General features: G+C 69.5%; 16 protein-coding genes. 7 read left to right on the forward strand and 9 right to left on the reverse strand.

Going from position 1 to position 14721, the window contains the following annotated elements:
* The first annotated feature begins 52 nt into the window (after window positions 1-52).
* Window positions 53-379, forward strand: a complete 327-nt coding sequence (fdxA, locus tag SK571_RS34935; RefSeq protein ID WP_319988455.1) for a ferredoxin — start codon at window positions 53-55, stop codon at window positions 377-379.
* 2 nt (window positions 380-381) lie between these two features.
* Window positions 382-1473 carry a succinyldiaminopimelate transaminase gene (dapC, locus tag SK571_RS34940; RefSeq protein WP_319988456.1) on the forward strand — a complete coding sequence of 364 codons (1092 nt, stop codon included), beginning with the start codon at window positions 382-384 and terminating at the stop codon, window positions 1471-1473.
* Window positions 1474-1475: 2 nt separating this feature from the next.
* On the opposite strand, the gene SK571_RS34945 is transcribed toward dapC, so the two are convergent.
* The 3 genes from SK571_RS34945 to SK571_RS34955 all read right to left on the reverse strand — a co-directional run bounded on the left by SK571_RS34945 (window position 1476) and on the right by SK571_RS34955 (window position 3895).
* A complete protein-coding gene (locus tag SK571_RS34945) occupies window positions 1476-2381 on the reverse strand; it encodes a hypothetical protein (protein ID WP_090065641.1) in 906 nt (301 codons plus the stop codon).
* Between the two features lie 75 nt (window positions 2382-2456).
* Entirely contained in the window at window positions 2457-3413 is a 957-nt protein-coding gene (gene dapD, locus SK571_RS34950; RefSeq protein WP_319988379.1) for a 2,3,4,5-tetrahydropyridine-2,6-dicarboxylate N-succinyltransferase, read from the reverse strand.
* Window positions 3414-3481: 68 nt separating this feature from the next.
* Window positions 3482-3895 carry a hypothetical protein gene (locus SK571_RS34955; RefSeq protein ID WP_319988380.1) on the reverse strand — a complete coding sequence of 138 codons (414 nt, stop codon included), beginning with the start codon at window positions 3893-3895 and terminating at the stop codon, window positions 3482-3484.
* Between the two features lie 60 nt (window positions 3896-3955).
* Here SK571_RS34955 and dapE point away from each other — a divergent pair, with 60 nt between their 5' ends.
* The 3 genes from dapE to SK571_RS34970 all read left to right on the forward strand — a co-directional run bounded on the left by dapE (window position 3956) and on the right by SK571_RS34970 (window position 6487).
* Window positions 3956-5023: a succinyl-diaminopimelate desuccinylase gene (dapE, locus tag SK571_RS34960; RefSeq protein WP_319988381.1), complete on the forward strand. Its 1068-nt coding sequence runs from the start codon at window positions 3956-3958 to the stop codon at window positions 5021-5023.
* A 17-nt stretch (window positions 5024-5040) separates the two neighbouring features.
* The gene (locus SK571_RS34965) at window positions 5041-5823 is read left to right on the forward strand and encodes an LOG family protein (protein WP_319988382.1); all 783 of its coding nucleotides are present in this window, start codon (window positions 5041-5043) and stop codon (window positions 5821-5823) included.
* Window positions 5824-5953: 130 nt separating this feature from the next.
* On the forward strand, window positions 5954-6487 hold the full coding sequence (locus SK571_RS34970) for an LOG family protein (RefSeq protein WP_319988383.1): 534 nt from the start codon (window positions 5954-5956) through the stop codon (window positions 6485-6487).
* On the opposite strand, the gene SK571_RS34975 is transcribed toward SK571_RS34970, so the two are convergent.
* Window positions 6458-7510, reverse strand: a complete 1053-nt coding sequence (locus tag SK571_RS34975; protein ID WP_319988384.1) for a winged helix DNA-binding domain-containing protein — start codon at window positions 7508-7510, stop codon at window positions 6458-6460. The two genes, SK571_RS34970 and SK571_RS34975, sit on opposite strands and share 30 nt — an antisense overlap.
* Before the next feature lie 10 nt (window positions 7511-7520).
* The gene (locus tag SK571_RS34980; protein WP_319988385.1) at window positions 7521-9017 is read right to left on the reverse strand and encodes a CocE/NonD family hydrolase; all 1497 of its coding nucleotides are present in this window, start codon (window positions 9015-9017) and stop codon (window positions 7521-7523) included.
* A 118-nt stretch (window positions 9018-9135) separates the two neighbouring features.
* On the opposite strand from SK571_RS34980, the gene SK571_RS34985 reads away from it, so the two are divergent.
* Window positions 9136-9474: a hypothetical protein gene (locus SK571_RS34985; RefSeq protein ID WP_319988386.1), complete on the forward strand. Its 339-nt coding sequence runs from the start codon at window positions 9136-9138 to the stop codon at window positions 9472-9474.
* Window positions 9474-10385: a glucosyl-3-phosphoglycerate synthase gene (locus SK571_RS34990; RefSeq protein WP_319988387.1), complete on the forward strand. Its 912-nt coding sequence runs from the start codon at window positions 9474-9476 to the stop codon at window positions 10383-10385. The genes SK571_RS34985 and SK571_RS34990 overlap by 1 nt, the downstream gene beginning before the upstream one ends.
* Here SK571_RS34990 and SK571_RS34995 read toward each other — a convergent pair.
* Genes SK571_RS34995 through SK571_RS35010 form a run of 4 tightly spaced genes read right to left on the reverse strand, consistent with a single transcriptional unit; the run spans window position 10317 to window position 14717 of the window.
* Window positions 10317-11618: an amino acid ABC transporter ATP-binding/permease protein gene (locus tag SK571_RS34995; protein ID WP_319988388.1), complete on the reverse strand. Its 1302-nt coding sequence runs from the start codon at window positions 11616-11618 to the stop codon at window positions 10317-10319. The two genes, SK571_RS34990 and SK571_RS34995, sit on opposite strands and share 69 nt — an antisense overlap.
* Entirely contained in the window at window positions 11615-12964 is a 1350-nt protein-coding gene (locus tag SK571_RS35000) for an ABC transporter ATP-binding protein/permease (protein WP_319988389.1), read from the reverse strand. Before SK571_RS35000 ends, SK571_RS34995 begins: the two co-directional genes overlap by 4 nt.
* Complete coding sequence (locus SK571_RS35005; protein ID WP_319988390.1) at window positions 12934-13557, reverse strand: cytochrome d ubiquinol oxidase subunit II; 624 nt, start codon at window positions 13555-13557, stop codon at window positions 12934-12936. Before SK571_RS35005 ends, SK571_RS35000 begins: the two co-directional genes overlap by 31 nt.
* A complete protein-coding gene (locus SK571_RS35010) occupies window positions 13557-14717 on the reverse strand; it encodes a cytochrome ubiquinol oxidase subunit I (RefSeq protein ID WP_319988391.1) in 1161 nt (386 codons plus the stop codon). The genes SK571_RS35005 and SK571_RS35010 overlap by 1 nt, the downstream gene beginning before the upstream one ends.
* Window positions 14718-14721 lie beyond the last annotated feature (4 nt).

A 14721-nucleotide genomic window follows, 5' to 3' on the forward strand; every position in this document is an offset into this window, starting at 1 on the left:
TGCCGCGTACTCTCCGGCTTGCGCGGTGTGACCGATGAAGTTGGAGAGCGCAGTGACTTATGTGATCGCCCAGCCGTGCGTGGATCTGCTCGACAAGGCGTGCATCGAAGAGTGCCCCGTCGACTGCATCTACGAAGGCGACCGGATGCTCTACATCCACCCCGACGAGTGTGTGGACTGTGGCGCGTGCGAACCCGTGTGCCCGGTGGAAGCCATCTACTACGAGGACGACGTCCCCGACGAGTGGAAGGACTACACCAAGGCGAACGTCGACTTCTTCAACGAGCTCGGCTCGCCCGGTGGCGCGTCGAAGGTCGGCAAGGTCAGCGCCGACCCGGAGTTCGTGAAGGCGCTCGCACCGCAGGCTGAGGGGCATTGATCATTTCACGCAGGGGCCCGGCGCTGCCGGACTTCCCGTGGGACCAGCTGGCAGGCCACGCCGCCAAGGCGCGCAAGCACCCCGGCGGCGTGGTCGACCTGTCGGTCGGCACCCCTGTCGACCCGGTTCCCGCGGTGATCCAGTCCGCGCTGTCGTCGGTCGCCGACGTTCCCGGCTACCCGACCACCCACGGCACTCCTGAGCTGCGCGCGGCCTTCGTCGCCGCGGTGGAGCGCCGGTACGGGATCGTCGGGGTCCGGGAAGCGGCGGTGCTGCCCACGATCGGCTCCAAGGAGCTCGTGGCGTGGCTGCCCACCCTGCTCGGCGTCGGGCCGGGTGACGTCGTGGCCGTGCCCGCCGTCGCGTACCCCACCTACGAGGTGGGCGCGCTGATGGCGGGGGCCGAGGTCGTCCGCCTGGCCGACGGCGAACTGCCGCCCGCCGGCACGAAGCTGGTGTGGCTCAACTCGCCGTCGAACCCGACCGGGCGCGTGCTGTCGGCCGAACAGCTGCGCGACGCGGTGGCCGCCGCCCGCGCGGTCGGCGCGATCGTGGCGTCGGACGAGTGCTACCTGGCGCTGCCGTGGGACTCCTCGCCGGTGTCGGTGCTGCACCCGTCCGTCGTGGACTCGTTCGACGGGGTGCTCGCCGTGCACTCGCTGTCGAAGTCGTCGTCGCTCGCGGGCTACCGGGCCGGGTTCATCACCGGTGACCCGGAGCTGATCGCGGGCCTGCTGGAGCTGCGCAAGCACGCGGGCATGATCGTGCCGCGGCCGGTGCAGGAGGCCATGCGCGCCGCCCTGGAGGACGACGCGCACGTGGCCGAGCAGCGGTCCCGGTACCTGGCCCGGCGCGAGGTCCTGAAGCCCGCGCTGGAGGCGGCCGGGTTCACCGTGTCGCACTCGGAGGCGGGGCTCTACCTGTGGTCGTCCCGCGGTGAGGACTCCTGGGAGACGATCTCCTGGCTGGCCGACCGCGGCATCCTCGCGGCTCCGGGCACGTTCTACGGACCGGCGGGTGCGAAGCACGTGCGGGTCGCGCTCACGGCCACCGACGAACGGATCGGCGCGGCGGTCGAGCGCCTCGGCGTCTGATCTCAGGGCTTGAGAGCCGACCAGACCCTGCGGGTGAACTGGTTCGGTGGCACGGCGTCCGTGGTCAGCCGCACCGACGTGCTGATCTCCTCGCCGCTCAGGCCGAGGCCGAGCACGAGGTGCCAATGCAGGTCCCACAGGTCGGCGAACGAGTCCAGCTCCACGTCGGCGTCCGCGCTGACGTGCAGCACGGCCGGTTCCGCGACGCGCACGACGCGTTCGACCGCTCGCACGTCCCGCGTGTTCGTGCGGAAGCTGAACGCCAGGTCGACCGTCTCGCTGTCGAGCCCGTACGTCGCGTACGAGTGGCATCTGTGGTGCGGCAACGACAACGGCTGGTTCGTCTCCAGGTAGAGGTCGCCCTCGAACCGCAGCGTCGGCGAGTGCTGGCTCAGCGTCGCGCGGGCGCTGACGAACTCCCAGCCGGGCATGTCCAGCTTGGGCACCAGCAGTTCCAGCACCTCGCTGCGCCGCGCGGACCGGGTGCGCTCACCTGAGCGCCACGGGATTTCCCTGCTGTAGGGCTCTTTCTTCGTGACGAACACGTACGGCGCGTTGTCGGTCTGCAGACTGAGGACGACGACCGTGCGGCCGCGCGCCCAGTCGAACGCGACGGTGGTCAGACCCGGTGCCACGCCGTCGAAGTGGCTCTCGACCCGGGGCCACCAGCTCGACAGCTCCTCGGCCAGCGCGCCTTTGACGTACCGGCCCTTCTCGTCGACGCCGACGATCCACATGGCCTCCGACCCGCGCGCGGCGTTGCACAGCGCGGCGATCTGGCGGGCCGCCTTGCCGTGGTCGATCGGCCACTGGGTCTTGAACTCCACGAAGGAGTCCTCGGACTGCGCCCCCTCCAGGGCACGCTCGATCGCGGCGCGAGCGTTCAACTCAAGTCGCTGTTTCAGCACGTGCACCTCCTAGAGCCGGCAAGGGCCCAGTCTGCCTGCGCAGACCGGGCCCCAGACACCGAGTTTCGCTTGCGCTCAGTCGTTGGCGTGCAGCGCCGCGTTGAGCTCGACGCCGGTGCCCTTCCGGGGCTTGACCTTCACCGCGCCGGTCACCGAGTCCCGGATGAACAGCAGGTTCGATTGTCCGCTCAACGTGACCGCCTTGACGACCTCGCCGTCGGGCAGCGTCACCTTCGTGCCGGCGGTGACGTAGAGGCCCGCCTCGATCACGCAGTCGTCGCCGAGCGAGATGCCCAGACCGGCGTTCGCGCCGAGCAGGCAGCGCTCGCCGATGCTGATGACCTGCTTGCCGCCGCCGGACAGCGTGCCCATGATCGACGCGCCGCCACCGACGTCCGAGCCGTCGCCGACCACGACGCCGCCGGAGATGCGGCCCTCGACCATGGAGCTGCCGAGCGTGCCGGCGTTGAAGTTCACGAAGCCCTCGTGCATGACCGTGGTGCCGGACGCGAGGTGGGCGCCGAGGCGGACCCGGTCCGCGTCGCCGATGCGGACACCGGACGGGACGACGTAGTCGACCATGCGCGGGAACTTGTCGATGCTGAACACCGTCACCGGGCCGCGCACGCGAAGGCGGGTGCGGGTCTGCTCGAAGCCGTCGACCGCGCACGGGCCGTGGTTCGTCCACACGACGTTCGTCAGCAGGCCGAACATGCCGTCGAGGTTCGCGCCGTGCGGCTTGATCAGGCGGTGGCTGAGCAGGTGCAGGCGCAGCCAGATGTCGTAGGTGTTCTCCGGGGCGGCTTCCAGGTCGATGGCGACCTTGACGCCGACGACCTCGACGCCGCGTTCCAGGTCCTCGCCGAGCAGCTTCGCGGCGGCCTCACCCAGGACCTCCGCGATCTCGGCGGAGGACACGCGGACGACGCCCAGCTCCGCCGTCTCACCGAGGGTGGGGGACGGGTACCAGGTGTCGAGGACGGTGCCGTCCGGGGTCACAGTGGCCAGGCCGATGCCGTATGCGGTGCTCACAGGTGTCGAGCTTAGTCCGCTGGCCGGTCCGGCCACCGTCCGGCGGGGGAGGGCCGGCCGCCGGAAGATCAGTCCGGAACCTCCGCGCTGAAGTACAGCGAGCCCAGGTCGCCGCGGGTCGCGATGAGGGCCTCGTTGCACTTCGACTGACGCGCGTCGGTGCTGGACACGTTGTCGACGCGCACCTCCGCGCACCGGTGCGCCTCGAAGTCGCCCACGGCGGTCATCAGCCGGGGCAGGACCTCGCTGACGTCCTCCTGGACCTGCTTGCCCCGCAGCGACGTGTCGAGCTGCCGGGTCATGGCGCTGACGTCGTCCACCCACGCGGCGCAGTCGGCCGGGGTGAAGCTGTGCTGCGAGCCGCACGGCGCGGTGAACAACGCCCGGATCTCGCCGCACTGCCGGTCGCACGCGGCGGGAGCCTCGCCGCAGCCGGTGGTCGTGAGCAGCAGGGAGATGACCAGGAGTGTGCGCTTGATCACGCACAGCACGGTATCGGCTGAACGGCCCAGCGCCCAAGCCGCCTGAGTAGGGTGAACCGCGTGTCCGACACCCTTGATCTGTTCGCCGACCCGATCGACCTGACGACCTCGCTCGTGGATGTTCGCAGCGTGTCCGGGGAGGAGGCGGAGATCGCGGACCTCGTGCAGCGGTCGCTGGAACTCCACGCGCCCCACCTGGAGATCACCCGATCAGGGAACTCCGTGCTGGCCAGGACGAACCTCGGCCGGGAGCGCCGGGTGGTGCTCGCCGGGCACCTGGACACCGTGCCGATCAACCAGAACTTCCCGAGCCGCCGCGAGGGCGACGTCCTGCACGGCTGCGGCACCGTCGACATGAAGGGCGGCGACGCGGTCATGCTCGCGATCGCGGCCCTGAGCCGGAACGCGCGCCACGACCTCACGTTCGTCTTCTACGACTGCGAGGAGATCGAGGCCGAACGCAACGGGCTCACCAGGATCCAGCGCGACCTCCCGGAGTGGCTGCTGGGCGATCTCGCGATCGTGTGCGAGCCGTCCGGCGGCACGGTCGAGGCGGGCTGCCAGGGCACGATGCGCATCGAGATCAGGACGTCCGGAAAGCGCGCCCACACCGCCAGGGCGTGGATGGGCCGCAACGCCATCCACGGCCTGGGCGAGGCGCTGCGCAGGCTGGAGGCCTACGTGCCGCGCCAGCCGGAGATCGACGGCTGCCACTACCACGAGGGCCTGCAGGCCGTGAAGATCAGCGGCGGCGTCGCGGGCAACGTCGTGCCGGACGAGGCCGTGCTCACCGTCAACCACCGGTTCGCGCCGGACCGCACGGTGGGACAGGCCGAACAGCACCTCCGCGAGGTCTTCGAGGGCTTCGACGTCACCGTCACGGACCAGGCGGCCGGTGCGCTGCCGGGTCTCAACGCCCCTGCGGCACAGGAACTCGTGCTGGCCGCCGGCGGCACCCCGGTGGCCAAGCTGGGCTGGACGGACGTGGCGCGGTTCGCGGCGCTGGGCATGCCCGCGGTCAACTTCGGGCCGGGTGATCCGACGCTGGCGCACACCCAGGAGGAGAACGTGCCGGTCCGGCAGATCACCGAGTGTTTCGCCGTGCTTAAGCGGTTTTTGCTGGACTGATCACTAGAATCTCAGTGATGACGGAAGAGAAGAAGAACGGCGCCGTCGATGAGCGCCCCTCGGAGAAGCGTCGCGGCCCGGTCGTGGAGCGGCGTGACCGCAAGGACGACCGCACCACCACCACGGACCAGCGCCTGCTCGACTCCCGCGGCCCCTCGGACTGGGTGCACACCGACCCGTGGCGGGTGCTGCGGATCCAGGCCGAGTTCGTCGAGGGTTTCGGCGCGCTGGCCGAGGTGCCGAGTGCGGTGACGGTCTTCGGATCCGCGCGCACCGGCCGTGACCACCCGGAGTACCAGACCGGGCGCGAGCTGGGCGCGGCGCTGGCCGAGGCCGGGTTCGCGGCGATCACCGGTGGCGGTCCGGGCGCGATGGAGGCGGTCAACCGCGGGTGTTCGGAGGCCGGTGGTTTCTCGATCGGGCTCGGCATCGAGCTGCCGTTCGAGCAGGGCCTCAACCCGTGGGTCGACCTCGGCGTGAACTTCCGCTACTTCTTCGTGCGCAAGACGATGTTCATCAAGTACTCGCAGGCGTTCATCTGCCTGCCGGGTGGTTTCGGCACGCTCGACGAACTGTTCGAGGCGCTGACCCTGGTGCAGACGAAGAAGGTCACGAAGTTCCCGGTCGTGCTGTTCGGAACCGAGTACTGGCAGGGCCTTTACGACTGGATCCAGAGCTCGGTGCTCCCGGGCGGCAAGGTCGGCGAGAAGGACCTCGCGCTGCTGCACCTCACCGACGACATCGACGACGCGGTGCGCGTGGTCAAGGATGCGCACAAGGCATGGGCGGACTCGCACTGACGTTCTGCGCCGAGCAAGGCCACGGCCCGCTGCCCCGCGCGGTGGGCCGCGGCCACATCACCCGGCCGCGAGGTGCGCGCCGCCCAGCTCGTCCGGCACCTTCGAGCACGGAAGTGGAAATCTCAGACCGATGTACGTAGCTGTTTACTGCGGAAGCCTCGCCACCGTTCCCCGGAGTTATGTCGACCTCGCCGCGGAGGTCGGGCGCCAGATCGCGGCACGCGGCTGGCACCTCGTCTGGGGCGGCGGGCAGACGTCGATGATGGGCGCGGTGGCACGGGAGGCCAGGGCCGGCGGCGCCCACACCTACGGCGTCATCCCGAAGGGCCTCGCCACCAGGGAGATCGCCGACCGCGAGTCGACCGAGCTGCACGTCGTCGACACCATGCGCGAGCGCAAGAAGATGATGGACGACAAGGCGGACGCGTTCCTGACGCTGCCGGGCGGCATCGGCACCGCCGAGGAGTTCTTCGAGGTGTGGACGGCCGGCGTGCTCGGCATGCACGGCAAGCCCGTCGTGCTGCTCGACGTCGACGACCACTACAAGGGACTCGTCGAGTGGCTGACGGAGTTGCGGGACAAGGGTTTCGTCTCGCACGCCGCGCTGAAGTCGCTGATCGTCACGGACGACGTGTCAGTCGCCCTTGACGCTTGCGTCGTCTAGCCCCTTCGCCCGGGCCAGGACCTGGGTCTCCGGCAGGAGGTCCGGCAGCGGGCGGTACGGCGTTGCCGTCACCTCGAACCGCTTGCCCGACACCACCCTGCCCTGCCAGGAGCCCGCGATCTCGCCGTCGACCAGGATCGCCCCGCGCCGGCCGAGAATGCGGAAGATGTCCTTCTGCGCGGCCTTGTCCGGCAGCAGCAGGTCCCGGTCGCGCGCCTGGAGGTACGGGTCGGTCGGCGGCAGGAGCCTGATCTCCGGCGGTTCGGCGTCGGCGATCTCCAGGTCCTCCGGCAGCCACGCCTTCGCACCCTCGACGGTCACCTCGACCAGGCCCTCCTTCGGCCACCGCTTCTTGACCTCGCGGGTCGACGTGCCGAAGTAACCGGCCACTTCGGACGGTCCGGCGGGGCCGTGCAGCGTCAGGTACCGGTGCACCAGCTCGTCGAAGCCCGCGGTCTTGCGCGGCACGCCCGGCCAGCCGTGGATGCGTTCGAACGTCACGGTCTTCTCCTCCGGGAGGATCCGGAGACCCGCGGGCAGCGCGCCGAGGCGGAAGATCGGGTCGCTCACGTGCTCGGTCTGGCAGCCCCGGCACGGTTCGATCGTCTGCTTGGGAGCCAACGGGGTCAGCGCCTTGCTCACCTCGCCCTTGGTCATCGGCTTCGTGACGATCGACCTCATCGCGGTGGCGATGTGCCGCAGCGACGCCAGCATGTCGTCCACCTTCGGACGTGCGGCGCGGGCGCGGGCGTCGGCGTCGCTCCACGGCCACAGCGCGCGGGCGAACGCCTTCAGCTCGCCGGCCCGGTGCAGGTGAGGAGCGCCCCGCACGGACCAGGTGACGGTGAAGTCGTCTGTCGACGGTGCGTCCAGCCGGGCGGCGAGACTCAGCAGGGCCGAGCCGGAGGTGTTGTCCTGGACGCCCAGGGAGAACACCGCCAGCTCGGTCGCGTCGCTGATCCGCCGGTCCAGTTCGTGCTGATGGATCCGGTGGAGGAGCACCTGTTTCCGGGTGAGGTCCACCCGGACATTCTTACGCCTTCGGAACCGTGAGGCTCGACGGTCCGAAGGTGACGGTTGAGCCACGCGTCGATTCCGTCAGATAACGCGGGTCCACCGTGTCGATCACCAGTGCGGTCCGGTTGCCCCAGCCGACGTTCCACACCGTCGGCTCCAGCTCCACGTCGAGCGTCTGCGTGCGGCCCGCACCCGTCACCTTGATCGGCTTGTGCGTGATCAACGCGCCGAGGCCCAGCGGCCCGACCTCGTACAGGTACGCGAACAACGTCGTCGTCTCCGCACTCGGTGTGACCTGGAGCTTGAGCTTCGGCGTGCCGGCGAGCGTCGCACCCCTCGGGTACTGCGGCCCGCTCCACACGCCCGCGACGTTGCGGTCGACGAACGGCAGCGACACCCCGGTCGGGATGTTCAGGAACCCTTGCAGCGCACCGGAGAGCAGGATCGTGCCGCTGTCGGCGACGGTGCCCCGGCCGGCGGCGATCTTCCTGCCGTCGAGCTGCACCGTGTCCGCGTTGCCGTTCGGCCAGGCGCCGAACTTCTTCCACTCGCCGCCGTTGTTGGGCTTGAGCTGCACCGGCTGCTCGGCGTCGATGCCGTTGGCCGTGCCCTTGACGTAGCGGTCGAACCAGCGGCCGACCGACTCCCAGATCTCGTTGGGCAGTCCCGCCGCGCCGAACAGCTCGGCGGTGGCGTGGTCGCCCGGAGAGAGCATGAGCCGCTTCGGGCCGGTCAGGGCGCCGTAGAAGTCCGCGATCTGGCCCGGCGCGAAGATGCCGTCGTTCCAGGCGTTGCCGAGCATGACCGCGGTGCCGTTGGCGTTGATCTGGGCGATCTTGGACGCCGCCGAGCGTTCGGCGGAGATCGGCACGACCTCCCAGAACCTGCCGTCGCGGTAGGCGTCCTCGGCTTCGACGAGGACGGGTCCGGGACGTCCGGTGACCTTGCCCGCCGCGAGCAGGACCTCGACGGCCTGCTTGTTGACGGTGTTGTTCGGGTAGAGCGAGCGGGCCAGGTCGGTCCACGTGCTCAGCGCCGCCGCGGCCTTGATGCGCCGGTCGTTCGCCGCGGCCAGCAGGGACTGCCCGGCACCGTAGGAGATCCCGGCCGCGCCGACCTTGGTGCCGTCGGCGTGCGCGTTCGCGATCGCCCAGTCGATGACTTTGCTGACGTCACCGACGGTCTCGGGCCCGGCGACGTCGATCTGGCCGCCGGAGTCCCAGAAGCCGCGGCTGGTGTAGCTCACCACGACGTACCCGGACTGCTTGGCGAGCTTGGCGGCCGCGCCGACGTACTCGATGTTGGGAACCGCCCAGCTGGACGGCATGACGAGCAACGGGAACGGGCCGCTGCCCTGTCCGGTCGGCTCGACGACGAGGGCCTTCAGAACTGTGCCACCGACGCCGGGGATCGACCTGTACGAGATCTGGTGTCCGGGGACCACCGCGATGGCGGCCGGAGCACCGAGCAGGGTTGAAAGGAGTACCAGGACTAAAACAAGTGATCGTCGCACTCTGGTCCTCCTTGACCATGACGTAGATCACACAGGGTTTGTTACTGCGGAGTAAACCAGGTGGCTACTCATGAGTAGCAAGGGGCTGTGAGCCAGCTCACTGTCTACGCTGGGTGGTGTGAACCGATTCCGCGTCACTGAGCTGCCGAAAGACCGCGTGCTGGTCGTTGCGCATCTGACCAGCGCGGACGCCCTGCAGGAGGCGGTCGAGGCAGGTGCTGACGTCGTCGAGTTCGACGGCGAGCTGGCACTGCCGTCGCTGTCCGAAACGTTGGACGTCGTGACGATCCCCGGCGGCGACGAGGACTTCACGCTCGCGGCTGCCACAGTGGCTGCGATGTCCGGAGCACGTGCCGTTCGTGCGTCCGACGTACGGCAGGCGAGGAAGGTCGTGGAGATGGTCGCGAGCGTGATGGGCACCCGTCCGCCGGCCAGGGCGATGCGGGCGCTCGCCTGATGCTGCCCTCCGTCGAAGCCTGGTTCGCCTCGCACACCTGGCAGCAGCCGTCCTGGACGCCGGCCGAGCTGGTCGCGTCGAAGCGCGGCCGGACGGTGTCCGTCGTGCTGCCCGCGCTGAACGAGGAGGAGACCGTCGGGGACGTGGTCTCCGTGGTCCGGCCGTTGCTCGGGACGCTCGTGGACGAGCTCGTCGTGATGGACTCCGGCTCGACCGACCGGACGGTGGAGGTCGCCTCCGCCGCCGGGGCACGGGTCGTGCTGCGCGAGGACGTCGTGCCGTGGCTTCCGCCGTTGCCGGGCAAGGGCGAGGTGCTGTGGCGGTCGCTGGCCGCGACCACCGGGGACCTGATCGTCTTCCTGGACTCCGACCTGGTCGACCCGGAGACCGCGTTCGTCACGGCGTTGCTGGGGCCGTTGCTGCTGGACGGCGACGTGCACCTGGTGAAGGGGTTCTACCGGCGGCCGTTGCGGCTGGAGAGCTCCGGCGGCGGACGGGTGACCGAACTGGTGGCGCGGCCGTTGCTGAACACGTTGCGGCCCGAGCTCTCCGGTGTGGTGCAGCCGCTCGGTGGTGAGTACGCGGCGACCCGGTCCTTTTTGGAGTCCGTGCCGTTCGCGGCCGGCTACGGCGTGGAGATCGGGCTGTTGCTCGACGTGCACCGGATGCACGGGCTTTCCGCGCTGGCCCAGGTGAACCTGGGCGTGCGCAAGCACCGGAACCGGTCGTTGCTGCAGCTCGGCGCGATGTCGTCGCAGATCATGGGGACGGCACTGGCCCGCTGCGGTGTCGAGGCCGAATCCGGTCCGCTGACGCAGTTCGTCCAGGTCGGCGGGGAGTGGCTACCCGACTCGACCGACGTGCTCGTGGCCGATCGGCCCCCGATGACGCACGTGATCGAAAAGGGCTAGCTGCTCCTCACGGTGGGTGACGACCAGCGCGGTGCCCTGGCAGTCGTCCAGGACCTTGCCGAGCACGCGGTCGGCCTGTTCCGGGTCGAGGCCTTCGGTGGGCTCGTCCAGGAGCAGGACCTCCGGGTTCGCCAGCACCGACCTGGTGAGGATCAGGCGCTGTCGCTGGCCTCCCGAGATCTCCTCACCGCGTTCGCCGACGACCCGGTCCCAGTCGAGGTCCAGCTCGGCGATCCCGGCTGCTCTGTCGAGTTCCTCCTGGGTGGCATCGGGTTTGGCCAGCAGGACGTTCGTGCGGACCGTGGTGTGGAAGACGTGGGCGTCGGCCAGCGCGCCCCTGCTCGGTTCGAGTTTCCGCGCGACGGCGTTGAGGAGCGTCGTCTTGCCCGAACCGCTCGGGCCGACGATCGCCGTTCTGCCGGTCAGTTCGAGGGCTTCGGGCTCGTGGGCCGGTTCCGGCTCGTCGGTGGGTTCCGGGACGGGCTTGGTGAGGGCCGCGAGCGGGACGGTGATCTCGAACGTGGCGACGGCGGCCATGATCAGCCAGGCCGGTTCGTGCTGGGCGAGCATGAGCAGTGCCGCGCCGAACTGGACGGCGATCGCCAGCGGGGTCAGATCTCTCGTGCGTTCCTCGCGGGACAGTTCTTTCGCGGTCCTGGTGGCGGCGCGGAGTCTTTCGTCGAACAGGCCGTAGGCGATGAGTTCTTCTTTGCTGTGGACCAGTTCGGTGGTTTGTTCGGTCAGCCTGGCGCGCAACGGGGTGAGGTCGCGCGGCGTGCGGACGGCGAGCCAGGGGAGCAGGGCGAGGTTGATCAGCAGACCGGCGACCAGTGGCAGCGAGAATCCCGAGGCGATCGCGACGACGGCACCGGTCAGTGCCGCGGTGATCCACGGGAGAGTGGCGCGGAGCCTGGTGTCGAGCTGCTGGTCGACGTTCGTGACGATGCGGGTCAGGGCCGTGCCGGACGGGACGTGCCTGCGGTGCGCGAGGTCGTCGTAGACCCGGCCGCGCAGTTCGACGGCCTCGCTGAGCACGGCCTTGTGGCTGGTCAGGCGTTCCAGGTAGCGCAGCGCGCCCTTGGCGAGCGCGAGCGTGCGGACCGCGACGATCGCCACGGTCAGCGCCTGCATCGGCGGGTGCTCGGCGGCGCGCATGATCAGCCAGGTCGCGGTCGCGGTGAGACCGACGCCGGCGAGTTCGGCGAGTGTGCCGACTCCGATCGCGAGCTTCACACCTCCACCACCCTGTCGACCTCGCCGAGCAGTGCGGGCCGGTGCGCGACGATCACCGCGGTCCGGCCTCGGGTGAACTCGCGGGTTGCTTGCAGCACAAGGAACTCCGTTTCCGCGTCGAGGTGTGCGGTCGGCTCGTCGAGCAGGAAGAGCCCTGCCTGACGCCGATCCAGGGCGTGGGCCAGCGCGACCCGCTGCTGCTCGCCGGACGAGAGGTCCGCCGGGACGAGCGTGGGGCGTTGCGGCACCCAGGACAGCGCTGCCAGCCACTTCCCGTGGTCGATCTCCCGCAGGTCGACGCCGCCGACGAGCACGCGACCGTGGTCGGGCCGCACGAAACCCAGCAACAGCCCGAGAATCGTGCTCTTGCCCGCGCCGCTCGGACCGACCAGCGCGATGCGGTCGCCGGGCCGGATGCGCAGCGAGAAGTTCTTCAGGCTGCGGACGCTCACGTCCTCGAACACGATCTCGGCCTGAGCGAGGTCCGGCGGAGCCTGGCCAGTGGTCTTCCGGTGCGCCGGCACCTTGGCCAGGACCTCCCGGCCCTGAGCGCTCGCGTGGTACTGCGCTCCCGCGGCCCTGAGCGGCAGGAACGCCTCCGGTGCGAGGAAGAGCACGAGGAGCGCGGTGTGCAGCGCCACCCCGCCGGCGAGCAGCCTGAGGCCGACCGGCACGGCGACGAGCGCGACCGACATCGTCGCCACGAGTTCCAGCACGAACGCCGACAGGAACGCGACCCTGAGCGCCGACATCGTCTCGGTCAGGTGCCGCGCGGCCAGCGTGCGGACGGTCGTGGACTGCGCCTCGGCCCGCCCGAACGCCCGCAGCGTGCCGATTCCCTTGACCACGTCGAGGAAGTGCCCGCCGAGGGTGGCCAGCGCATCCCACTGGCGGGCCGTCCGCTCACGGGTGTGGGCACCGACCAGCGCACCGAAGACCGGGATCAACGGCAGCGTCACGAGGATCGTCAGAGCCGCGGTGAGGTCCGCGAACGCCAGCCTGATCACCACCGCGAGCGGCACGGCCACCGCCAGAACCTGTTGCGGCAGATACCCGACGACATACGGCGTCACGTCGTGCACGCCCCGCGTGACCAGCGTGGCGGCCTCCCCGGCCTTGGTGCCGGGCGAGCGCAGGAACGCTTCCCGCAGCCGCGCCCGAGTCCGTTCGGCGGCCCGGTGCGCCCACTCGCGGTGCACCCACCACACCAGCACCCTTGCGCCGATGACCAGGCACAGCAGGAGAAGTCCCGTTCCACCGCTCAGCACCGACGCCAGCAGCTCGGCCTGGGCCAGCACCAGGAACGGGATCGGGATCAGCGCGAGGAGATGGCGACGATCGACCACTGCACCAACACCACCAGCGGGATGATCGGGATCGCGACCCACGCGAGCAGGCCGAGAGTGTCGTTGTGCGCCATGAGTCCGGTGACGTCGATCGAGCTGAACGCCAGCGGGATCGGCAGCGCGCAGAGCAGCGCGGTGACGGGGAACAGCTTCCAGCGCCGCGTCTGGAACACCCAGCCGTGCACCGCGAACAGCACGGGCATGACGAGCGCCACCGGCCACGAGGCGTGCAGCAGGTGCGCCAGGAACAGCCCCCAGCCCACCGACACCATCAGCGCGCCCGTGAACACCAGCCACCACCAGAGCCGCAGCTGCACGGCTGCCATGAACAGCACCAGTCCGGCCAGGACCAGCGTGAACGTGCTGTGCGCGCCGGACAGAAGTTCGCCTTCCAGGCGTGGGAACGCTGCGAACAGGACTCCGATCGCGGCGACCAGCCACACCTCGTTGCCGAGGAAGAACGGGTTGACGAGACGAGACGTCTCGTCTCGGTTTCGGAAGGGCAGCAGCAGCCCGGAGCCGTAGTCGAACCCGGCGAGCGCGAAGTACCCGACGGTGAGAACACCGAGCACGGTCAGCCAGAGAGTTTCCATCAAAGCGTCACCACCATCGGCGAGACAGGAGCAGGCGCCACGTCCGGACCGCGACGGACCGCACGTGCGATCAACGCCCAGTCGGTGACGGCCAGCACCACGAACAGGAACGTGAACACGATGAGCGACAACAGGATCCGCGAAGCGTCCACATGCGACACCGCGTCCTCGTTGCGCAACAGGCCGTAGACGAGCCACGGCTGCCGCCCGATCTCCCGGAACATCCAGCCGAAGATGGCCGCGACGAAGGGGAACGGAATGCCGATCACCATGAGGTACAACGGAAAGCGCATCCGCACCACGGCGTCCCTGATGAGCAGCGGCAGCGTGAGCCAGCTGATCATCGTCAGGCCCATCCCGATGAGGATCATGAACCCGAGCGGCGCGCCGATCCACGGCGCCGCCTCGGTCTTGTCCGGCTGGTACTGGGCGATCACCGGGAACTGGGCGAACCCGGCACCGATCAACGCCGGAGTGGCCAGCGCCGTGGTGATCACGCCCATCCGCAGCGAGCGCCGGAAGAAGTCGACCTCGGGCGTCCGCTTGATGAAGTGGTACGCCGAGACCCCGGTCATGAACACACCGCCGGCCGTGATCGACGCGAACACCACGTGCGTCAGCGCCGAGGTGAAGGTCGGGTTGGTCAGCAACGCGCCGAAGTCGTCCAGCCGCAACACGTTCCCGTCGATCCGGTATCCGACGGGGTGCTGCAGGAACCCGTTCGCCGCCATGATCCAGAACGCCGACGCGAACGCGGTCAGCGCCGTCAGGTACAGCAATGCCAAGTGCAGCCAGCGATTGAGCTTGCCCCAGCCGAAGATCCACAGGCCGAGGAACGTCGACTCCAGGAAGAACGCGATCAGCGTCTCCATCGCGAGCGGCGCGCCGAACACGTCACCGGCGTAGGTCGCGAGCCCCGACCAGTTCAGCCCGAACTGGAACTCCATCACGATGCCGGTGACGATCCCGAGCGCGTAGTTGATCACGTAGATCCGGCCCCAGAACCGCGTCATCCGCTCGTGCACGGGCGCGCCGGTGATCGTGAACCTCGTCTGCATGATCACCAGCAGCGTCACGAGGCCCAGCGTGAGCAGCACGAACAGGAAGTGGAACGACGTGGTCGTCGCGAACTGGAGGCGGGCGAGGTCTACTGCGCTCATGAGT

It is taken from the genome of Lentzea kristufekii (assembly GCF_033949925.1).
Classification (GTDB): Bacteria; Actinomycetota; Actinomycetes; order Mycobacteriales; family Pseudonocardiaceae; genus Lentzea; species Lentzea kristufekii.

Excerpts from the sequence above, each read along its gene's own strand:
- SK571_RS35005 (WP_319988390.1), bottom strand. The coding sequence starts at position 13,557 with ATGGAAACTCTCTGGCTGACCGTGCTCGGTGTTCTCACCGTCGGGTAC.
- SK571_RS34990 (WP_319988387.1), top strand. The coding sequence starts at position 9,474 with ATGCTGCCCTCCGTCGAAGCCTGGTTCGCCTCGCACACCTGGCAGCAG.
- SK571_RS34965 (WP_319988382.1), top strand. The coding sequence starts at position 5,041 with ATGACGGAAGAGAAGAAGAACGGCGCCGTCGATGAGCGCCCCTCGGAG.
- SK571_RS34970 (WP_319988383.1), top strand. The coding sequence starts at position 5,954 with ATGTACGTAGCTGTTTACTGCGGAAGCCTCGCCACCGTTCCCCGGAGT.
- SK571_RS35010 (WP_319988391.1), bottom strand. The coding sequence starts at position 14,717 with ATGAGCGCAGTAGACCTCGCCCGCCTCCAGTTCGCGACGACCACGTCG.